Source organism: Stappia stellulata DSM 5886, assembly GCF_000423705.1.
Taxonomy (GTDB): domain Bacteria; phylum Pseudomonadota; class Alphaproteobacteria; order Rhizobiales; family Stappiaceae; genus Stappia; species Stappia stellulata.
On sequence record NZ_KE384083.1, the window covers coordinates 73722 to 92484 of the forward strand.

15 protein-coding genes are annotated in these 18763 nt (G+C 61.9%); 6 read left to right on the plus strand and 9 right to left on the minus strand.

Annotated elements, in window-relative coordinates; genetic code table 11:
* Window positions 1-20: 20 nt before the first annotated feature.
* The 7 genes from G572_RS0117555 to G572_RS24535 form a co-directional block, all read right to left on the minus strand.
* Entirely contained in the window at window positions 21-1367 is a 1347-nt protein-coding gene (locus G572_RS0117555) for a protein kinase family protein (RefSeq protein WP_029059590.1), read from the minus strand.
* A gap of 26 nt (window positions 1368-1393) precedes the next feature.
* A complete protein-coding gene (locus tag G572_RS0117560; RefSeq protein WP_029059591.1) occupies window positions 1394-2065 on the minus strand; it encodes a YggS family pyridoxal phosphate-dependent enzyme in 672 nt (223 codons plus the stop codon).
* Window positions 2066-2124: 59 nt separating this feature from the next.
* Window positions 2125-3408 (minus strand): TRAP transporter large permease, encoded by a 1284-nt coding sequence (locus G572_RS0117565; protein WP_029059592.1) that lies wholly within the window; start codon window positions 3406-3408, stop codon window positions 2125-2127.
* Window positions 3405-4085 carry a TRAP transporter small permease gene (locus G572_RS24530; protein ID WP_156884714.1) on the minus strand — a complete coding sequence of 227 codons (681 nt, stop codon included), beginning with the start codon at window positions 4083-4085 and terminating at the stop codon, window positions 3405-3407. Before G572_RS24530 ends, G572_RS0117565 begins: the two co-directional genes overlap by 4 nt.
* 151 nt (window positions 4086-4236) lie before the next feature.
* Window positions 4237-5346 carry a TRAP transporter substrate-binding protein DctP gene (gene dctP, locus G572_RS0117575; protein ID WP_084650313.1) on the minus strand — a complete coding sequence of 370 codons (1110 nt, stop codon included), beginning with the start codon at window positions 5344-5346 and terminating at the stop codon, window positions 4237-4239.
* Window positions 5347-5630: 284 nt separating this feature from the next.
* Window positions 5631-7304, minus strand: coding sequence for a dihydroxy-acid dehydratase (ilvD, locus tag G572_RS0117580; protein ID WP_029059594.1), 1674 nt, complete (start codon window positions 7302-7304; stop codon window positions 5631-5633).
* 430 nt (window positions 7305-7734) lie between these two features.
* Window positions 7735-8739, minus strand: coding sequence for a LysR family transcriptional regulator (locus G572_RS24535; protein WP_051242683.1), 1005 nt, complete (start codon window positions 8737-8739; stop codon window positions 7735-7737).
* 465 nt (window positions 8740-9204) lie between these two features.
* Between G572_RS24535 and G572_RS0117590 the strand changes: the two genes are divergently transcribed.
* From G572_RS0117590 to G572_RS24545, 6 genes are all read left to right on the plus strand, one after another.
* Entirely contained in the window at window positions 9205-10353 is a 1149-nt protein-coding gene (locus tag G572_RS0117590; RefSeq protein ID WP_029059595.1) for an acyl-CoA dehydrogenase family protein, read from the plus strand.
* A 355-nt stretch (window positions 10354-10708) separates the two neighbouring features.
* A complete protein-coding gene (locus tag G572_RS24540) occupies window positions 10709-10987 on the plus strand; it encodes an acyl carrier protein (RefSeq protein ID WP_037547400.1) in 279 nt (92 codons plus the stop codon).
* Between the two features lie 44 nt (window positions 10988-11031).
* On the plus strand, window positions 11032-12756 hold the full coding sequence (locus G572_RS0117600) for a cobalamin-dependent protein (RefSeq protein ID WP_051242685.1): 1725 nt from the start codon (window positions 11032-11034) through the stop codon (window positions 12754-12756).
* Between the two features lie 155 nt (window positions 12757-12911).
* Window positions 12912-13901, plus strand: a complete 990-nt coding sequence (locus tag G572_RS0117605) for a 3-oxoacyl-[acyl-carrier-protein] synthase III C-terminal domain-containing protein (RefSeq protein ID WP_029059597.1) — start codon at window positions 12912-12914, stop codon at window positions 13899-13901.
* Between the two features lie 14 nt (window positions 13902-13915).
* Entirely contained in the window at window positions 13916-14926 is a 1011-nt protein-coding gene (locus tag G572_RS0117610) for a 3-oxoacyl-ACP synthase III family protein (RefSeq protein ID WP_029059598.1), read from the plus strand.
* 12 nt (window positions 14927-14938) lie between these two features.
* The gene (locus tag G572_RS24545; RefSeq protein WP_051242688.1) at window positions 14939-16045 is read left to right on the plus strand and encodes an enoyl-CoA hydratase/isomerase family protein; all 1107 of its coding nucleotides are present in this window, start codon (window positions 14939-14941) and stop codon (window positions 16043-16045) included.
* Window positions 16046-16370: 325 nt separating this feature from the next.
* On the opposite strand, the gene G572_RS24550 is transcribed toward G572_RS24545, so the two are convergent.
* Window positions 16371-17144 carry a 2OG-Fe(II) oxygenase gene (locus G572_RS24550; protein WP_051242689.1) on the minus strand — a complete coding sequence of 258 codons (774 nt, stop codon included), beginning with the start codon at window positions 17142-17144 and terminating at the stop codon, window positions 16371-16373.
* A gap of 326 nt (window positions 17145-17470) precedes the next feature.
* Window positions 17471-18208, minus strand: coding sequence for an ectoine synthase (locus G572_RS25625; protein ID WP_051242691.1), 738 nt, complete (start codon window positions 18206-18208; stop codon window positions 17471-17473).
* Window positions 18209-18763 lie beyond the last annotated feature (555 nt).

Sequence of the window (18763 nt, forward strand, 5' to 3'; positions counted from 1 at the left end):
AAAGCGGGACAGATGCGTTGTCAAAGCGCCGGTTGGCGCATCAGGTAGGCGAAGTATTCGTAGCGCTCGCCGAGGAACCGTTCGGCCTTCGCCCACATCTCCTTCTCGGTGATCGAATGCGGGTATTTCTCTCCGACCAGCGAGCGCGCGAAAAGCGGACGCAGCGTCGTCATCGCCAGGATGTAGAAGAGGTCGTGATCCATCTTGTAGCTCTTGCGGCGGTCGCCATCCCAATCGTTGCGGATGGCGTCGCGGTGCTTCTTCAAAAGGAAGAGATGGGGAATGAAATAGCCCCAGAGCCGGCGCGACAGCGGACGGATTTCCTCCTCTGGAATGTCGGGGAAATAGCCGCTGATCTTGGCGGCGATCGGGTCGAATTCCAGCAGGTTTTCCAGCGTGTATTTGTCGAGCGCCGTCGGGTAACCGAACTTGCCGACCATGCGGTAGATTGCGCTGACGAGATCGCGCCACGCCTGCATCGCCTTCGCCGGCGCCGGCAGGTGACCGATGTCCTGCACGCTGTCCAGATCGATCAGGAAAAGCTGTTTGCTCTCCACCGAATAGACGAAATTCCCCCAGTCCCCGGAGTAGCGGTACATTCCGGTCAGCGAGAAATCATGCAAGAGCTTGCCGGCCTCGCGCGCGAGCTTCCGGATAACCTCGAGCCGCACGCGTTCGTCGTCCGGATCGCCTTCCACGCCCAGGCTCTCGCGAATGCCGTCGTAATGGACGTCGAATGCGGGATCCGTGCCGCGCACCAGCCCGGCACCGAACAAAATTTCCGAAATCCGGTAGGAGGCGGATCCAGGCGACAGCGTGATCACCGCGCCCATCGGCTGGTCCTGAAAGCGCAGGCTCTCGTCGTATTCGATCACCGCCAGCGGCGCGATGCTCGGCACGCCGTGCTTGATCAGCCGCTCCGACGACCAGTATTCGCGGTGCGCACGCTCATGCACGATGCCCCCGATCGGGCTCGGCGAGGAATAGGCGAACTTGTACTCGGCCTCGTTGGAAATGCCGAAATGCGGGTAGGTGACCAGATACTCCAGCAGATCCGTGAGCGGGGGGACCGGATCGTTGCTCGCGTCGTCATGCAGCTTGTTGGAGTATTCCGCATCGCCAGGAAGGATCGGGTTCCACAGGCCGACGCCCTTGAGTTTTGCCGCCTGAAAGGTGACCGAAGGATCGCTCTTCAACGCCACCGGCTCGTTCAGCTGCTCCCAGGCGCCACGTCCGCGGCGGGTAAAGGTCGGCACATGACCGTTCCAACTGGCAATATCCAGGAGACGCCGGCGTTCCGCGTCCGAGATATCGAGGCCGTCGAAACTGTGGGTCACGGTGTAGTTGAGCTTGTGATGCATGTTCATGGCAATGAACCCCAAAACGATAAAGGTCAGGCGTAGGTGCGGCTTCCGAAAATCGCGGCCCCGACACGCACGCTGCTGGCGCCGTGGCGAATGGCCGTCTCGTAGTCGCCGGACATGCCCATCGAGCGGCGCGAAAGGCCGGCTTCATCCGTCAGCCGGGCGAGCAGGTCGAAATGCGGCGCCGGATCCTCGCCGGCGGGCGGAATGCACATCAGGCCCTCGACCTCCAGACCGTGCACCTCCCGGCAGCGCGCGACAAAGGCGACCGCCTCGTCCGGATCGATGCCGGCCTTTTGCGGTTCGCGCCCGGTGTTCACCTGCACGTAGAGACGCGGCGCCCGGCCCTGTTTCCGGATTTCCCGGCCGAGCTCGGCGGCAAGCTTCTCCCGGTCGACCGTCTCGATGACGTCGAAGAGCGCAACGGCATCGCGCACTTTGTTGGTCTGCAACGGCCCGAGCAAACGCACCTCGAGACCGGGATATTGCTCCTTCAGGCCCGGCCATTTGTCCCTGGCCTCCTGCACCTTGTTTTCTCCGAAGACACGCGCGCCCGCCTCGATCACGGGGCGGATCTCGTCGGCGCTCCAGGTCTTGCTCACCGCGACGAGCGTGACCGGGTCCCCGCCCGTCCGGCGCTCCTGTTCGGCAGCGGCGACCCTTGCCGTTACTGCATTCAGTCGTTCAACCGATTGGCTCATGGTCTTCATTCCATCCTTGAATCCGGTCCCGGGCGCTGCGGCAGCGGCCGGCGAACCGACTAGCCGGCCACGCCGAACATTCTTGGAACGGCCAGCGTGATTGCGGGGAAAATCGCCGCAAGCACGACGATCACGATGTGCGCACAGATGAAGGGCACCGCTTCCTTGACCGCGCCCTCATAGGGGGCGTTCGCGATCCGCGCCGCGGTCATCAGCGTGAGGCCGACGGGCGGCGTGATGTTTCCAAGGTTCAACGCAAGCAGCATCACCATGCCGGCATGCAGCGGGTCGAAGCCGAGCGCGACCAGGGCCGGCGCCAGCACGGGCACGGCGATGATGATGGCGGGAAGCACGTCGATGAACATGCCGATCACGACAAGAAGTCCGGCGACCGCCAGGATCTGGACATGCGGATTGTCGCTCATCGTCGCGATCGTCTCTGCCGCATGCCGGGCGATCCCGGAGCGCGTCACGTACCAGCCAAGCACATTCGACGCGCCAAGCAGAAGGAACACGACGCCGCTGAAGCTGACGGTTGACACCAGCGCTTCCCAGAGGTCGCGGCGGGAGAGTTTGCCATAGGCAAGGCCGCCGAGCGCAAGCGCGTAGATACAGGCGATCACCGAGGCTTCCGTAACGGTCGTCAGGCCGGTGAGCACGCCGACGATGATCACCACCGGGATGCCCATCGCAGCAAGCGCGCCGGTGCCCGCGCGCAAGATGACATTGAAGCGGACGGGTCCGTGCGCCCGGTAGCCGCGCCGCCAGCAAACGACACCGCTGACGAAAAGCATGCCCAGGCCCATCAGGATGCCGGGCAGGATCCCCGCGGCGAAGAGGCCCAGGATCGAGATGTCCCTCAGGGTGGCGGCATAGGCAATCATGATGATGCTTGGCGGAATGATCGGGCCGACCATCGCCGAACAGGCCGTTACGGCGGCGCAATAGGACGCGCTGTAACCCTCGCGCCGCATGGAGGGGATCAGCGTGCGTCCGATGGCAGCGGTCTCGGTGACCGCCGCCCCGGTGAGGCCCGCGAACATCAGGCAGGTGGTAACATTGACGTGCGACAGGGCGCCCGGCACGCGACCGAACAGGCTGCTGGCGAAGGAGATCAGCCGGTCCGTCAGCCCCGCACGGTTCATGATCTCGGCGGTGATGATGAAATAGGGAACGGCAATCAGCACATAGCCGGAGACGCCTGCATAGAAACGATCCGGCAGGATGCTCAAAAACTCCGGCCCGCCGATCGATACCGCGCCCGCCAGGCCGGCCGCCGTCAGGACCAGGCCGAGCGGCAGGCCTATGACCATCAAGAAGACGAAGACGAATGTCGGGCTCATCGCGTCGCCTCCAGCGGCTTGTCGGTCGGGACATCCGCCCGGCCGGTTGCGGCATCCGGCGACGCATAGGCCCCCGCATCCCACGCCATGCCCCCTTCCGTCGCCGAGACAAGCTCATCGTCGAAAACGATGCCGGGATCGCGGTCCTCCAGCAGCGCGACGCCATCGACAAGATGGAGACACAAGACGAACCCGGCGACGGGAACGGACGCGGCCGTCCAGCGATGCGAAACCTGGATCGTTTCGGACACGATGAAGAGATGCGTCGCGCCCATGAAAAACTCCGCCCCGTACCACACGAGGGCCGCGGCAAAGACAGCGACAGCAAAGAGATTGACCGCCTGGGCGATCCGTCGCCCCCAGTCCGGCAACGCTTTCGAGGCGGCCAGGATCGCGATGTGCTCGCCGTATTTGAAGGCGACGGTGATACTCAGCATCCCGAACCAGGGCAGGAACAATCGCAGGACAGAGGGCCGGGTGTTGGCATAGAGCCATGCGAGCGCGCCGCCGTCGAACAGATCGCGCTCGCCGACCGCGGAGAGCGACGAGGCAAGGACCTCCAGGGCCACGCCGATGGCGGAGATACAAAGCATCAGCAACAGGAGAACCGCACACACGGCAATCGTCGCCTTGTTCGCGACATCGCTTATCCGGTGCAGACGGTGTCTCAGGGTCATTTCCAGAAGATCCTTGGATCGCGCAAGGGACAGGGGTCTCGAAAACAGGCGCGCGGGGACCGGCCACAAGATGTCGTATCCGGCGTGGACCCCGATGGCTCAAACGTCGCTGTGCACGTGTCGCGACACGCGAAGACGACGATGCCGGGCGTCAGTCGAGATATCTTTCGATGCTGGCCCGACGCTGGCTTTGCTGGATGCGGTCGATTTCGGCGCGCATCTCGTCGAACAACGCAGCCTTCGGACCAAATTCCTCGACAAGCCAGTCACGGTAGATCGGCTGCGCGATGTCGCGCATGCGCGCCTTCTCCGCCTCGGGAAGCACATAGCATTCGTCGAACTTCTCGCAGGAATTCGCCCAGCCGATCACGGTGATCTGCGTTGCGATGCCGTGGGCCATGGCAATCGCCTCGCGGGCCGAGGTGACGATGATTTCCTGATACTCGCGCGGCAGATCCTTGAACCACGCCTCGCTCACGCTCCACGTGATCGTGTTGTAAACGTGCCCGCTCCACGTCGTGTAATCGGTGACGTCGTAGAGCTTGAAAATGTCGTTGACGCCCGGCGCATGAAAATGGCCGTCAACCAACCCTGTCGCCAGACCGGTCTGCAGCTCGCCCCAGGGCAGCGTCGTCGGGGACGCGCCGAGCGCGGTCATGATCGTCATATGCGCCTGGTTTTCCTCGACGCGAATGCGCATTCCCTTGAGGTCCTCGACAGTCTTGATCAGCCGCTTGTTGTTGGCGAAGGCGACGAACCCGCCGCCGTCATCGAGCGTTCCGAGGTAGCGCAGGCCGCTTTCCCCAATCATCGGCTTCATGAAGTCCGCAAACCAGGCGGAATCGAAGAAGGCCCAGGCCGTGCGATAATCGGGAAAAAGAAACGGCGCCGTGATCATCTCGTAGTTGCGATAGAAAGACGCCTGCGTTCCCGACCCCAGCATGACCGACTGGATGGTCTTGCCCGCGCGGGCCTGCTGGGCGACCTCGACCTCGCCGCCGAGCGCACCGTTGCCGAACACCTCGACGTCGACCGCGCCGTCTGTGGCGGCTTCGACCAGTTGCTCGAAATGCTTCAGAGCCGGCGCCGTCTCGTTGTTCTTGAGATCGTCCGGATAGAGATGCGCGATGGTCATCGTGTAGTCGGCCGCCTGCGTGGCCGACACCAGTCCGAAGAGCGAGACGAGAAGGCCGGCAACCAGTGCGCGGCGAAGGCGGGGTGTGACCGATTGCGTCCGCGCCGCGTCGAAGGCGATATCCATGAGGCCCCCCACGCCCCGACTCCGACACGTCTTACCAGTGCTGGGACAAGACGTTGGCGCGGCGTCGATCATGGGCCCCTCCAGGTTTAAAAGACCGGCTGTAGGTGCAGCCTCTTCAAAACCTATTCAGCAACCACAGGTCGGTCTAAGTCTATTTTTCTATTTTTGATGACACCCAAGTCATTCTTGCGGGATGAGCAATCCTTGAAACAAAATCCCACGCACAAGACGACCGGCAGCCGGCTCGCTCCCGGTCGTCGTTTTCGCTGGGCAGCCCCCGCCCGCTATCCGCTCACGGCCCCCTTGCTCGCCGATGTCGCAAGTTGAGAATACTTGCTCAAGACTCCTGACTTGTAACGCGATTCCGGCTGCCGCCAGGCGGCGGCCCGCCGATCGAGTTCCGCCTGATCGACGTTCAGCTGCAGGAGTTGGGTCGGCGCATCGATGGTGATGCTGTCGCCCTCGTGAACAAGCGCAATCGGCCCGCCGTCGAACGCCTCGGGGGTCACGTGCCCGACCAGCATGCCCCAGGAGCCGCCGGAAAACCGGCCATCGGTGATCAGCCCGACCTTGTCGCCCAGACCGCGTCCGATGATTGCAGACGTGGGAGCCAGCATCTCCGGCATTCCAGGTCCGCCTTTCGGCCCGAGATACCGCAACACCAGCACATCGCCGGGCCGGATCTGGTCCGACTGGATGGCATCCATCGCCGACTGCTCATCGTCGAAGACGCGAGCCGGGCCGGTGATCGACGTCGACTTGAGACCGGTGATCTTCGCAACCGACCCCTCCGGCGCCAGATTGCCGCGCAGGATCGCCAGATGCCCCTGGGAATAGAGCGCCTGGTCGATCGGCCGGATGACATCCTGATCTGCCGGCGGCGCGTCCGGCACGCTCTCCAGTTCCTCCGCCAGGGTCCGACCGGTGATCGTCATGCAATCGCCGTGCAACAGGCCGGCGTTGAGAAGGATCTTGAGCACCTGCGGGATTCCGCCCGCCTTGTGCAGATCGACGGCCATGTATTTGCCCGAGGGCTTGAGGTCGCAAATGACCGGAATCTTGCGGCGCACCCGCTCGAAATCGTCAAGGCTCCACTCGACCTCGGCGGCATGACAGATCGCGAGATAATGCAGCACGGCATTGGTGGAGCCGCCGGTTGCCATGACCAGCGCAATGGCGTTCTCCACGCTCTTGCGCGTGACGATGTCGCGTGGCTTCAGGCCTTTCTTGACGGCCTCGACAAGGACCCGCGCGGATTCCGCCGTGGACTCCTTTTTCTCCTGATCGATGTTGGCCATCGTCGAGGAATAGAACAATGCCATGCCGAGCGCCTCGAAGGACGAACTCATGGTATTGGCCGTGTACATCCCGCCGCAGGCCCCCGTTGTCGGGCAAGCGTTGCGCTCGATCCCCTCGAAGTCCTCCTGGCTCATGCGCCCGGCCTTGATCGCGCCCACCGCCTCGAAGGCGGAAATCACGGACAGATCCTCGCCTTTCCATTTGCCCGGCTTGATCGTGCCGCCGTAGACGTAGATCGCCGGAACATTGGCCCGGACAATGCCAATCATGCCGCCGGGCTTGTTCTTGTCGCAACCGCCGAGCACCAGCACGCCGTCCATCCATTGCCCCTGAACCGTCGTTTCGACGCAGTCGGCAATCACCTCCCGGGAAATCAGGGAATACTTCATTCCTTCCGTCCCCATCGCCATTCCGTCGGAAATCGTCGGAACGCCAAAAATCTGCGGGTTGGCACCGGCTTCCTTGATCGCCGCAACGGCGATATCGGCCAGCGGCTGAATGCCCGCATTGCATGGCGTGATGGTCGAGTGACCATTGGCAACGCCAATCATGGGATTGTCGAAATCTTCTTTCGTATAGCCGAGGCCGTAAAACATGGCCCTGTTCGGCGAACGCTCGATTCCTTGCGAAATCGTCTTCGAACGCTCGTTGTATGGCACCCGATATCCTCCTTGACGGGACTGTTTTTCTCTCACCCGGCGCGACGACCGTCCACATCCGCCCCGAACGGACGGTTTCAACCGCGCAGTCGAACATCGCGATCCTGCGCGCCTCGCCTGCCCGGGCGGTTCGCCCGGATCGGATTGGCAGCCCGCGCCCGCGACGCGGACGCGAGGCCGTCAGGCGGCCGTCGAATCCGGGAAAACCTGCTGGGATCCAGCAAAATGCACCCAACCCGCCTGTCTTGAGCAGGACCGCAATGCCACTGACCATTTCCCGCTTCGTCCCGAAGAAGCATTTGAGAAACCGACAGATTTCAGAAAGCTAACGCCCAGCCCCATATTTAAGAAATATATTTGTCATCATGAACTAGGTCGAAAATCATATCAAAAATCCTGCCGGGCGACACCCTGGTCGCCCGGCCGCTGCCTATCCGTGTCCGTTCAAAAGCACGGCCGTGGCCCCTCTCGCGGCCGAACGCTCCGCAAACGCGGTGCCGGGCCCGCCGGTGTCCCCGGTCACGGAGGCGCCCTGCTCGCCGATCGTTTGCGAGATCTCGACAAGCCGGGTCACGGTCGGGGACGGATCGTCCCGGCGCCAGACCAGCCCGGTCTCGATCATCGGCGGTTCCCCGTCGAGCTCGACGTAGACCACACCGTCGCGGCCGAGACGCTTCAGCGATCCCGGCACGAGGGCGATACCCATCCCGGCCGACACGAGGCTGATGATGGTCTGCATCTGTATCGCTTCCTGCCCGATCGTCGGCTGGATCCCGTTGGTGACGAAATAGGTGGTGATGATGTCATGAAAGGCCGGCGCGCTTCTTCGCGGGAACAGCACCAGGGGGGCCTCCGCGACATCCTTCAGGCGCAACCGGCCCTGCGCCAGTTCGATGCGCCCGCGACGCACCCACTCCTCCGGCACCGCCGCCACGAGCGGCTCGCGCAACAACGGCAGATAGGCAAGCGAAGCATGGAGCGTCGCATGCAGCGGAATGATCAGTCCGGCGTTGATCTCCCCCTGCAGCAAGGCCTCGATCTGAAGATCGCTGGTCATTTCCTTCAGCGACACCTTCACGTCCGGATAGGTCGCCCCGTAGTGGCTGATCAGGTCGGGAAGGAGATTGTAATCCGCCGTGGTCACGAAGCCGAGCTTCAAACTCCCGATCTCGCCTCTGGACAGTTGCTTCGCCAGCCCCGGCAGGGCCTCCACATCCTCCAGCAGTCTCGTGACATGCGACAAGAGATGCTCGCCAACAGGGGTCAGTGCGACGTTGCGCTTCGTTCGCTTGAACAGCGTAACCGACAATTCCTCCTCCAACGCAAGAATGGCCTGGCTCAAGGGCGGCTGCGTCATGCAGAGCCGTTCGGCCGCCCGGCCGAAATGCAACTCTTCCGCTACCGCTACGAAAAACTTTAGCCTCCGGAGATTCATTGCTTGCCTTCTTCTATTTCAGGATCGCCGACCAACGGCCGATCTTCTCATTCGAGCTACGTCTTTTTCTTCTATGAAACATATCTTTTTGAACTCACGTGGAACGCATTATTAAAGTTGCATTTCAAATTAGTTTCTCGTGCTAACCACTCTTATAATACACGTAATATGATTTTGTCACTCGTATGACGATAATAACAATTATTAGACCCTTCACCACCGGCTAAAATCGTATACTATTTTCGGATATGCAGAAAAAATTCGATTATTGATCGTATAATAGTTCACTATTAAAATATATATTTTCATTTTCAAGCATCTTGTATTTATAATAATTATTTATATTCAAATTTATCTTATAAATTTTTGAAGACCTGAAATAGAAAGGACATCGAACCCACCTCAAAATTGCTCCACCAGGAGCCCTCATTTGACCCGACGACACCAGGCCGACAGGAGCGACCAATGGATTTCAGCTTTTCTCCCGAACAAGACGCCTTCAAGGAAACCGTCGCTGAATTCGCGAAAACGGAGCTGAACGAGGGAGACCTGAAACACCGGGACGCCGAGTGCATCCTGTCCCGCGAGCTGTGGAAGAAGATTGCCGACTTCGGGATCCTCGGCCTGCCGTTCGACAAGACCTATGGCGGGGGCGAAAAGGACATCATCACCACGGTTCTGGCGATGGAGGCTTTGGGCTACGGCTGCCGTGACAACGGACTGCTGTTCAGCATGAACGGGCAAATGTGGACCGTGCAGATGCCGATCGCGCAGTTCGGAACCGACGCACAGAAGGACAAATACCTGCGCGGCCTGATCAAGGGCGAGCTCATCGGCGCGCATGGCATCACGGAAGCGGAAGCCGGGTCGGACGTGATGGCGCTCGGGACCACCGCAACCCGCGACGGCGACGACTATGTGCTGAACGGTGCGAAAGTCTTCTGCACCAACGGGCCGGTTGCCGACGTCTTCGTGATCTTCGCCACCGTGGACAAGAGCGCCGGCTCGCTCGGGCTGACCGGCTTTGTCGTGGAGCGGGACACGCCCGGCCTGATCGTCAGCGAGAACCGCAAGAAAATGGGACTTCGCACCTCTCCCATGGCCTGGCTGACGCTGGAGGACTGCCGCGTGCCGGCGACCGCAAGGATCGGCAAGGAGGGCCAGGGCGGCCGGATCTTCAACAATTCCATGGAGTGGGAACGCTCCTCGATCCTCGCCAATCTCGTCGGCGCGATGGAGCACCAGGTGGAGGACTGCATCCGCCATGCAAACAAGCGCACGCAATTCAGAAAACCGATCGGCAAGTTCCAGTCGGTTTCGAACCGCATCGTCGACATGAAACTGCGCCACGAGACGTCCCGGCTGCTGCTCTACAAGGTCGCCTGGCTGAAGAAGACCAAGGGAAACGCGGCGATGGAGGCGGCGCTGGCCAAGCTGTATCTGAGCGAGGCGTGGGTGGCCTCCTGCCAGAACTCCGTGGTGATCCACGGCGGTTACGGATACATGGCCGACCAGGAGGTGGAGCGCGACTTTCGCGATGCCGTGGGAAGCCTGCTCTACTCCGGAACATCCGACATCCAGCGCACCATCGCCGCGCGCGCCCTGGGATTGTAAGTCCGCCCACGGACCTGAAACGCACAGGTCTCATTCAATATTTGAATTTCAACGTATGTTCATAGATTAAAATTGTAATTTCGATCAAAATAACAAAGGAATTCGTATTTTGTATCGATAAATATAAATATAGTATCTATAATACGTTGACTTAACTGATAATAAACGTATTCTTTTCTGTTATAGATGGAAATATATTCGAATAATAAAACCTGAGGTGGTTTTATTCTCCGAAAGGCAGATTGCCGCAGGCAAGACTGTCCGGGGGCGTACATCCCGCATCGCAGGCTGTGAATGACGCAGGTCATCACGCAGGGGCGCGAGCGGTGTTGAACACAACAGACAGGAGGCCGCCATGGATGCGCAGACAATCGAGAACGACGAGGTTCACAAGAAAATCTACGACTATCTGGTGGAGAACGCCGGCGTGAATGTCTCGGGAGGGATCGACCCGGAGGAAAATCTTCTCGACAGCGGCATTCTCGACAGTCTCGGGATCGCGGAGATCACCGAATACGTTGAAAAGGAATTCGGTATCGAGATCGACGAAGACGAAATCACCTCGCAGAACTACCGCACGCTCACCGCGTTCACCGCCTTTTGTCGCGAGAAGATCGCCGCCTCGGCGACGTGATCTGACTGATCTCCTCACCAGGGGCGAAAAGGGACAGACCGACCATGTCAAGCAAAGTGAAGGCCGACCTCATTCTGATCCATGCGCCGGCCATCTACGACTTCCGCGACCGCGACGATTTCGTGCTGGGCTGGTACGCCAGCCAGGAAAGCAGCAACGTCACGCCGATCTTCGAGATGCACCCTCTCGGCTTCCTGTCGATCAAGAGTTTCCTCGGCGAACGCGATCTCGACGTAAAGATCGTCAATGTCGCCTCCCTCATGCTCAAGCACCCGACGCTCGACGTGGAAAAGCTGCTCGAGCATCTCGACGCCCCGGTCATCGGTCTCGATCTGCACTGGCTGCCGCACTGTCAGGGCTCGATCGAAGTTGCGGGACTGGTGAAGAAGGTCCTCCCGGAGAGTTTCGTGGTCTTCGGCGGGATCGTCTCGACCTATTACGCCCGCGAGATGATGCAATATCCGCAGATCGACGGCGTCATTCGCGGCTACGACACGCTGGAGCCGCTCGCGGAGCTCGTGGCGCAAGCCAAGCGCGGCGTGCGCGGACGCTTCAATGTCGAGAACATGATCTACAAGGACAAGGGCGAGGTGGTCGACAACGGTCACAGCTACACGCCCGAGGTGCTGAACGACGTCGCCATCGACTGGTCGAAAATGTTTCCCAAGACCTCCAGCCTTCTCAACATGCCGAACCTGATGGTGCTGCCCAACACCGGCTGCCAGCAGAGCTGCGGCTGGTGCTCCGGCTCCCGCTGGGCTTATCAGCGCATGATGAACGTGGAGAAGAAGACGGTCTTCCACCGGCGCTCCGAACAGCTGGCGCGCGAGATCCTGACCTTCCCGAAGACGGAATCGCCGCTCAGCGTCTACACGCTCCAGGCCTATTCGGAATCCTCCCCGCGCCTGCTCGACTATCTGGCCGCCGTTTCCGACAGCGGCGTGGTGAAATCGGTTTCCTTCGAGCAGTTCCGGCTGACGAAGATTTCGGTTCTCAAACAGATGGTGGAGGTCGCGCCGAACCTCGACATCTACATCAACCTCTCTCCCCAGTCTCACGACGTGGAGATCAGCCGCCTGACCGGGCGCGGCACCTACACGAACGAGGAGATGGAGGAGTGGATCGCGGCCGCGATGGATATCGGCATCAAGGGCGTCTACCTCTGGTACACGATTGGAATGCCGAAGCAGACGCATGAATCGGTGATGGAAACGGTCGCCTATTCGGCCCGGCTCATGGAGCGGTTTCCCAACGACAAGATCATCCCGACGATCTTCGGCATGGTGCCCTTCCTCGATCCCGGCTGCCAGTGGTTCGAGGAGCCGGACCAGCACGGCTACACGGTGTTCCACCGGGATCTGGAATCGCACCGCCAGTCGCTGACGCAGCCGCGCTGGCGCGACGCCATGAACTACGAGACCGAGTGGATGAAGCGCGACGAATTCCTGCCCAGCATGTATGAGGCGATGCAGGTTATGGCGAACCACAAGGCCGACTACGGCCGGATCACCAGGCGCAGCATCGACATCGTCAACGGACGGATCGACCACTTGCGCCATCTGACCGGATCGATCGACCGGGCGATGGAGACGGACGGGCGCCTGCCCGCCTCGCTCAAACGCGAGATCGGCGCGCACAACGACGAGATCCTGTCCTATGCGGCGGACGTCGCGCTGGTGAAAAAGCCGCTGTCCGGCCGCTGGTACGACGATCACACGGTGCCGCGCGAGATCATCGACGCCTGCGTGCGCGAACGCGCAGCCGCCTAGTCTCGCCACGTTGTCGGGGCGGGCAAAGGCCTGCCCCTGCCCCGTTTCCCCAACCGGATGGCGTCGGCCAGGGTGGCTTTGCCGCGCCTCATGCCGCGCGCCGCATCCGGGCCAGGCCTGCGCCAGGGCCGGACCATCACCGAGAGACAACGGCCATGACGAACGACAGCGTTGGAATACTCGCCGCCGCCCGGTTCCTGCCTCCCCGCAACCTCGCGCTCGATGGAATCGCGCATGCGGAAAGCGGCGCTGCCGAACCGGAGACCCTGCGCGGTCTGGGCATCGAGAGCGTGCATGTGTTCGAAGGCGAAAGCCCGACGGAGATGGCCGTTGCGGTCTCTCAATCCGCGATGAGCGAGGCCGGCCTCGGTCCGCTCGAGCTGGATGCGATCATCGACTTTTCCGTCATGCCGCAGCGCTATGTCGAACCCGCCTGGTCGATGAGCAACGAGCTGCAGGCGGAGCTTGGCGCGAAAAAGGCCTTCACCCTCGGGTTCAGCGGCGGCGGCTCAGGCAACATTCATGCAGCGCTGAAATTCGCACGTGCATTGATCCGCGCCAACGACGATGTGAACACCATTCTTCTGGCCGCCGCCGACCGGGCGATCCCGGGAAACCGCGTGCTCAGCGCCGGCGAGGCGGTCACGGTCATCGGCGATGCGGCAACGGCCCTGATCGTGCAGCGCAACGCCCCGTCGGCAACCATTGTCGACACGATCTCCGCGTCCAACGGGGCGCTGCACGACGTGCTTAACATTCCCGGCGGCGGCATGGCCCATCCCACGCGGCTCGACCTCTACAAGCTGACCCTGGACGAGGCGAAATACCGCTCCCGCGACCACATGGGGGAGCTGCGCGTGCTGACCGACAAGATGCTCGCGCGCAACGGGCTCGCCCGCGAAGGCATCGACCACTTTCTCACGGCCAACATCTCGGACGACGACACCGAGGCCTTTTCCCGCACCATGCAGACGAACGGTCGCCTCCACCGGGACAATCTGGGCGCCTGCGGTCACGTTCATTCCTGCGACCTGGTGCTGAACTACATGAGCCTGCGCGGCAATGGCGCGGCTCGCGGAGATCACGTGCTGATGGCCTCCCACGGGATGGGCTTCTTTCTCGGCGCGACACTGCTGAAACTGTGACAGGGACGAAAGCCATGGATCACGTCGGAATTCTGTCGGAAGCCTTCTATCTTCCCCCGGACAAGAAGCGGGTCGAGGACGTTTTCCGCGACGAGAGCGTCCCCTTCGGCACCCTGTCCAAGAACATCGACTTCCAGCGCGACATCGGCATCGAGGACATCCACGTCACCGACGAACTTCCGTCGGTGCTGGCGCTGGAAGCGGCAAGACGGGCGATGGACCAGGCGGGCGTCTCCGCCGAAGAAATCGATCTCGTCGTCGATTTCACCAGCATCCCCGAGGACTATGTCGGCCCGACCTGGTCGGCGGCAGGACTTGTCCAGCAGGAACTCGGCCTCGTCAACGCCTTCTCGACGGCGGTGAACACCGGCGGCTGCGCCAGCTACCACCTGGCGCTCAAATCGGTAATGGCGTTGATGCTCTGCGATGACGACGTGCAAACGGCACTTCTATTTGCCGGTGACCGCACCCCGGATCTCAACAAGACCTATTATCCGATCACCGTTGCCTCCGACGGCGGCAGCGCGCTGGTGCTGCGCAAGAACGCGGACCGCGGCCGGATCCTGGAGGTGGAAACCATCTCCATCGGGCGCCTGCACGATGTCTGGTACGTGCCGGGCCTTCAAAACCGCAAGCCGAACGAGGAGGTGACCGAAAAGCTCCTGCACATGTACGCCAAGATGGACAAGTTCAACGAGGGCGTCATCCCGATCAATTTCCGCATGTTCGGCAAGGTGATGGACCGGCTTTTGAAGAAGCTCGACATGTCGCATGACGACGTGGACTATTACATCTACCCGACCTTCTCGACTTGGGATCAGGCCTATTTCATGAAAAAATTCGGCCTCACGCCGGACAAGGTCTATACCAGCGCGCTCAGGCACCGTGGCCATGTCCAGGAAAGCGACATGGTGATCAATTACGCCGAAGCCGTGGATCAGGGGCTGATCAAGCCAGGCGACGCGGTGATGGTGGTGTCAAACGGCGCGGGCTTCGCCTGGTCGGCGGCGCTGATCCGTCACTGACCCGTTGTGCGCATGAGCGCCGGTCTCCACGACAGCACCGACGTCCTTTTGCGCCGGGACGGAATGGCCGGCCGGATCACGCTGAACCGGCCGCGGTCCCTCAATCTGCTCACCGGGGCGATGGTGCGCGCAATGCATGGCGCGCTCGATCTGTGGCGCGCCGATCCGGATGTCCATGTGCTGATCATCGATGCGCAAGGCCGGCGCGCCTTTTGTGCCGGCGGCGACATTGGGGAAGTCCATACCCATGTGGCCGCGGGCGATTTCTCCGCCGCACGGGCCCATGTGCGAGACGAATACCGGCTGGACCTCAAGATTGCCCGCTACCCGAAACCTGTGGTCGCCCTCATGGACGGCCAGGTCATGGGCGGCGGCGTCGGACTCGGCTGCCACGCCAGCCATCCGGTCGTAACCGAGCGCTTCCGGCTCAGCCTTCCCGAATGCGCCATCGGATGGGTCCCGGACTCCGGGTCGACGGCTCTGCTGGCCCGCACGCCGCATGCGGTCGCCGCGCTCATGGCGTTGACCGGATTGCCGATTGGCGCAGCCGATGCGCTCGACCTCGGTTTCATCCGGCATGTCATCGATGGCGACCGCCGCGACGAGCTGATCGCAACGCTGTGCGCCACGGGCGCCCCTTCCGCGCTCGGGCCCCTTTCCGCTCCGGGCGACGAACCGGCCCTGCGCCACCGGGCGGCGGCGCTCGCGCGCGATACCGCGATCACGTCCCCGGCCGATCTGGATCGCGTGCTCGCCGGCGTGACGCCCGAACATGAACTGCACGACTGGTGCCGAAAACTGCGAAAAGCGCTCGCGCGCGGCGCGCCACTTGCGCAGACGCTGGCCCTGCGTGCCCTCGAAATCCAACGACGACACAACACCGTCGGACGTGCCCTGGCGCTGGAACTGCGGATCGTCTCGCGTCTGATGAAACATCCGGACTTCAGCGAGGGCATTCGCGCGATGATGATCGACCGCGACAAGAGGCCAACCTGGTCCGTCTCGCCGGGCGAAACAATCTCGCGAACGGACACGGACGCATTTCTGGTTGCCAGCAGAAAAAGTCCGGCCTGCGCCGACAACGTCATACGAGGGGCATCCCGCTGGTCTGATTTTTGACCAGCATCATCTTCTGGATCATGCGGATCTATCTGCCGATTGCCTCCAGGTCGTGCTTGGAATGTCCGCCTCCTCAGCCGGCCTCATGCTGATGCCGATGCCCCTTCCGCTGCTCCTGTTCGCACCGATTGGCGCCCGCCTCGAAGCGCCGATGAAAATCGGTGTGGGCGGCCTGATCGCCATCGCCTGGCTGCGGGTCTCATCGCCCACGGAAGCGCAGGAGCACCCGGCGAACAGGCCTCTTGCGGCAACCGCAGCAAAAAGCGCGCTGCCGGACCGGGCGACGCGTTTCGATCCAACAGACGGTGCGGGGCCGAGGAAGCGCTCAGCTCCAGTAGGTCAACGGCTTGTCTTCGCCGCGATAGCCGACGAAGCAGGACGTGGTGACGCGCTGAGAACCGATGGCCGGCGTCACGCAGTGAATGAGCTGCGAGTTGAAGAGCACCAGATCGCCGTTGCCGGGACGGATCACCACCCGCGGCTCGCCGATCCCCTCTCGGTCGATCCCGTCGCGGGTCACCTGCTCCTCGTCCTGCTCGGGCGTCGGCTCGGTGAGCCAGAGCTCCAGGTCACCGCCGGCTTCCGACATTTCCAGATAGATGTTCACGGCAAGCTGGCCCGTCAGATCGGATGTTCCGTCGATCAGCATGCGGCCCAGGCGGTCGTTGTGCGGCAGCATGCGTGCCTCCGGCTCGATCACACGGCACGTGCCGACGAAACTCTTCTGACCGTCGATGTTCTCGATCGTCGCGCCCGCCGGCCAGACCTCTTCCAAAAGCAGCCGGAAGTGATCCATCGGCGAGAGATGCGGATACATCATGTCGCGAATGCCCCAGATCGAGCGGACCGCCTCGCTGTGATAGCGGCTGGCGTTTTCCGTGCTCTTCTCGACATCGACATAGCCCATGCCGAGACGCTTCAGCGCGCTCTGGATCTTGTAGGCCTCGAGTTCGGAATGGCTCGCAATGCGATGGGCGAACTCCGCCGAAAGGTCAGCCGGGTAAAACCCCGGCACGTGGATCGCATCGGTGGTCTGCTCGATCAGTTTGCGGATGCTGTCACGGGTCAGCTCCTTGGAGATCTCCACGGTCTTCAACATGTTCCTGCTCCTCACGGGTCACGTCGCGACGGGCAGTCAGCGGCAGCGCTCCGCCCGCTAGGGTAGGGATTATTTTCCCTTGCCCGGCCCGCGAGAACAAATATCGTTTTCGTCTATATTTCTGGCGCTTAACGGGACAGGCGAAAGCGCCCGCGCAACATCCTCTCCAGCGCGCGCCTCTCGCCCCTTGCGGGGAACACGCCGCCAGGTGCGGTGATCGTCTCGACGGTCCCACCGGTGTCAAAGCGCGACGAAGCGCCAGGCGAAGCCGCCGACCGCGGCCACGCCACGCCTGGGCGCGCCCCCCCGTAGCGACCGGTTGGAGATCAGTAGGACGAGGGCGCGTGCCCGGAAAAATCGTGGGATTCCGTGCCCTCGATCGGCGGCGTGAAGATGCTCAGACAGATGGAGGAATCCCGGACCACCATGCGATGGGCATCGTTGCGGTTCATGATGAAGACGGTGCCGCCGGCGCCATTGGTATCGATCGGGTGACGCCCCTGCTCCCAGACGTATTCGCCGCTGCCGGCAACATAGTAACAGGACTCGAAGTGATGGCGGTACTGAAGGGGCGAGTCCGTTTCGGGATTGCCAAGCGTCTGACACAGGGCAAACCCGTAGCCGTCGCCGCGCACAAGCAGCCGGCGACTCTGGCCGTTGCCCCAAAAGACATCGCGCGCGGTTCCAACGATATCGTCAACGCTGCGCACCATCGTTCCGGCCGTGACCTCCCGAGGGTCTCCGGCAAAAACCGAACACAGACGCATGTCCGTATCGGCAGCCACGCGAACCGTCGCCCCCGCCGGCGCGGCGACCAGGGTGTTCTCGACCAGCGGCCAACACTTGCCGTCGACGCAAATCGTGCCCTCTCCGGTCACGCAATAATGCGCTTGCGCCCCGAAATCGCCGCAGGCCCCATCGCGCACGCAATCGTCCCCACCCGCCGGAAACGCGGTATCGAACAGACTGTGCCCGACGTTGTCCCGTCCGGAGACGATCTCACGCGATGCGATCGTGCAAAAAACGGGCGCATCGCCCGCGGCCTTGAACGTTCTGACGATCATTGCAGACCTCCTTCGTGCCGGACCATCGGTCCCTTCGGGTGCCAGGGATTGCATCCGGCATGTTGCCGCGCCGCCGATCCCCGGCCGCGGACTTCAAATCGCCGCCGGATTCCGCAAGATCGAAGCCAGACAATCTTTCAGAGATGTCAGCGAACCGACCCCGAACTTCAAATAAAAATTGCAACCAAAGATTTTATACGATCATCGTTCTTCGTAATTCATCAGAATACAAATACTTAATTTCAATCAATTCATCATGGACAAGATATCTCCTGCCCGCCGCCTTATTGCCGACAGGCGTTCAGGCTCCGGGCATGAAGCGAAAGAGCGATGTCGGACGACAACGTCCGCAGCGCGCGGGACCGGGCCGGCGCGCATGCCGCGAGCGTATCCGGGCCCCGCGCCCTTGCAACGGAGCCGCCTCCCGACGCTTTGCTGTCCCGAAAAATCGGCACGCGAAACGCCTGTCACGAAGCGGCCGGCGAGGACCGCAGGGCAAAGCGTCGGTGACGGGCGGGGCAGGTCCGGCGACGCCCTGACGAAAACGCCCTATCG

What these genes read in the sequence shown, in the direction of transcription:
- G572_RS0117555 (WP_029059590.1), bottom strand. Translation starts at nt 1,367, where the DNA reads ATGAACATGCATCACAAGCTCAACTACACCGTGACCCACAGTTTCGAC.
- G572_RS0117560 (WP_029059591.1), bottom strand. Translation starts at nt 2,065, where the DNA reads ATGAGCCAATCGGTTGAACGACTGAATGCAGTAACGGCAAGGGTCGCC.
- G572_RS0117565 (WP_029059592.1), bottom strand. Translation starts at nt 3,408, where the DNA reads ATGAGCCCGACATTCGTCTTCGTCTTCTTGATGGTCATAGGCCTGCCG.
- G572_RS24530 (WP_156884714.1), bottom strand. Translation starts at nt 4,085, where the DNA reads ATGACCCTGAGACACCGTCTGCACCGGATAAGCGATGTCGCGAACAAG.
- dctP (WP_084650313.1), bottom strand. Translation starts at nt 5,346, where the DNA reads ATGGATATCGCCTTCGACGCGGCGCGGACGCAATCGGTCACACCCCGC.
- G572_RS24535 (WP_051242683.1), bottom strand. Translation starts at nt 8,739, where the DNA reads ATGAATCTCCGGAGGCTAAAGTTTTTCGTAGCGGTAGCGGAAGAGTTG.
- G572_RS0117590 (WP_029059595.1), top strand. Translation starts at nt 9,205, where the DNA reads ATGGATTTCAGCTTTTCTCCCGAACAAGACGCCTTCAAGGAAACCGTC.
- G572_RS24540 (WP_037547400.1), top strand. Translation starts at nt 10,709, where the DNA reads ATGGATGCGCAGACAATCGAGAACGACGAGGTTCACAAGAAAATCTAC.
- G572_RS0117600 (WP_051242685.1), top strand. Translation starts at nt 11,032, where the DNA reads ATGTCAAGCAAAGTGAAGGCCGACCTCATTCTGATCCATGCGCCGGCC.
- G572_RS0117605 (WP_029059597.1), top strand. Translation starts at nt 12,912, where the DNA reads ATGACGAACGACAGCGTTGGAATACTCGCCGCCGCCCGGTTCCTGCCT.
- G572_RS0117610 (WP_029059598.1), top strand. Translation starts at nt 13,916, where the DNA reads ATGGATCACGTCGGAATTCTGTCGGAAGCCTTCTATCTTCCCCCGGAC.
- G572_RS24545 (WP_051242688.1), top strand. Translation starts at nt 14,939, where the DNA reads ATGAGCGCCGGTCTCCACGACAGCACCGACGTCCTTTTGCGCCGGGAC.
- G572_RS24550 (WP_051242689.1), bottom strand. Translation starts at nt 17,144, where the DNA reads ATGTTGAAGACCGTGGAGATCTCCAAGGAGCTGACCCGTGACAGCATC.
- G572_RS25625 (WP_051242691.1), bottom strand. Translation starts at nt 18,208, where the DNA reads ATGATCGTCAGAACGTTCAAGGCCGCGGGCGATGCGCCCGTTTTTTGC.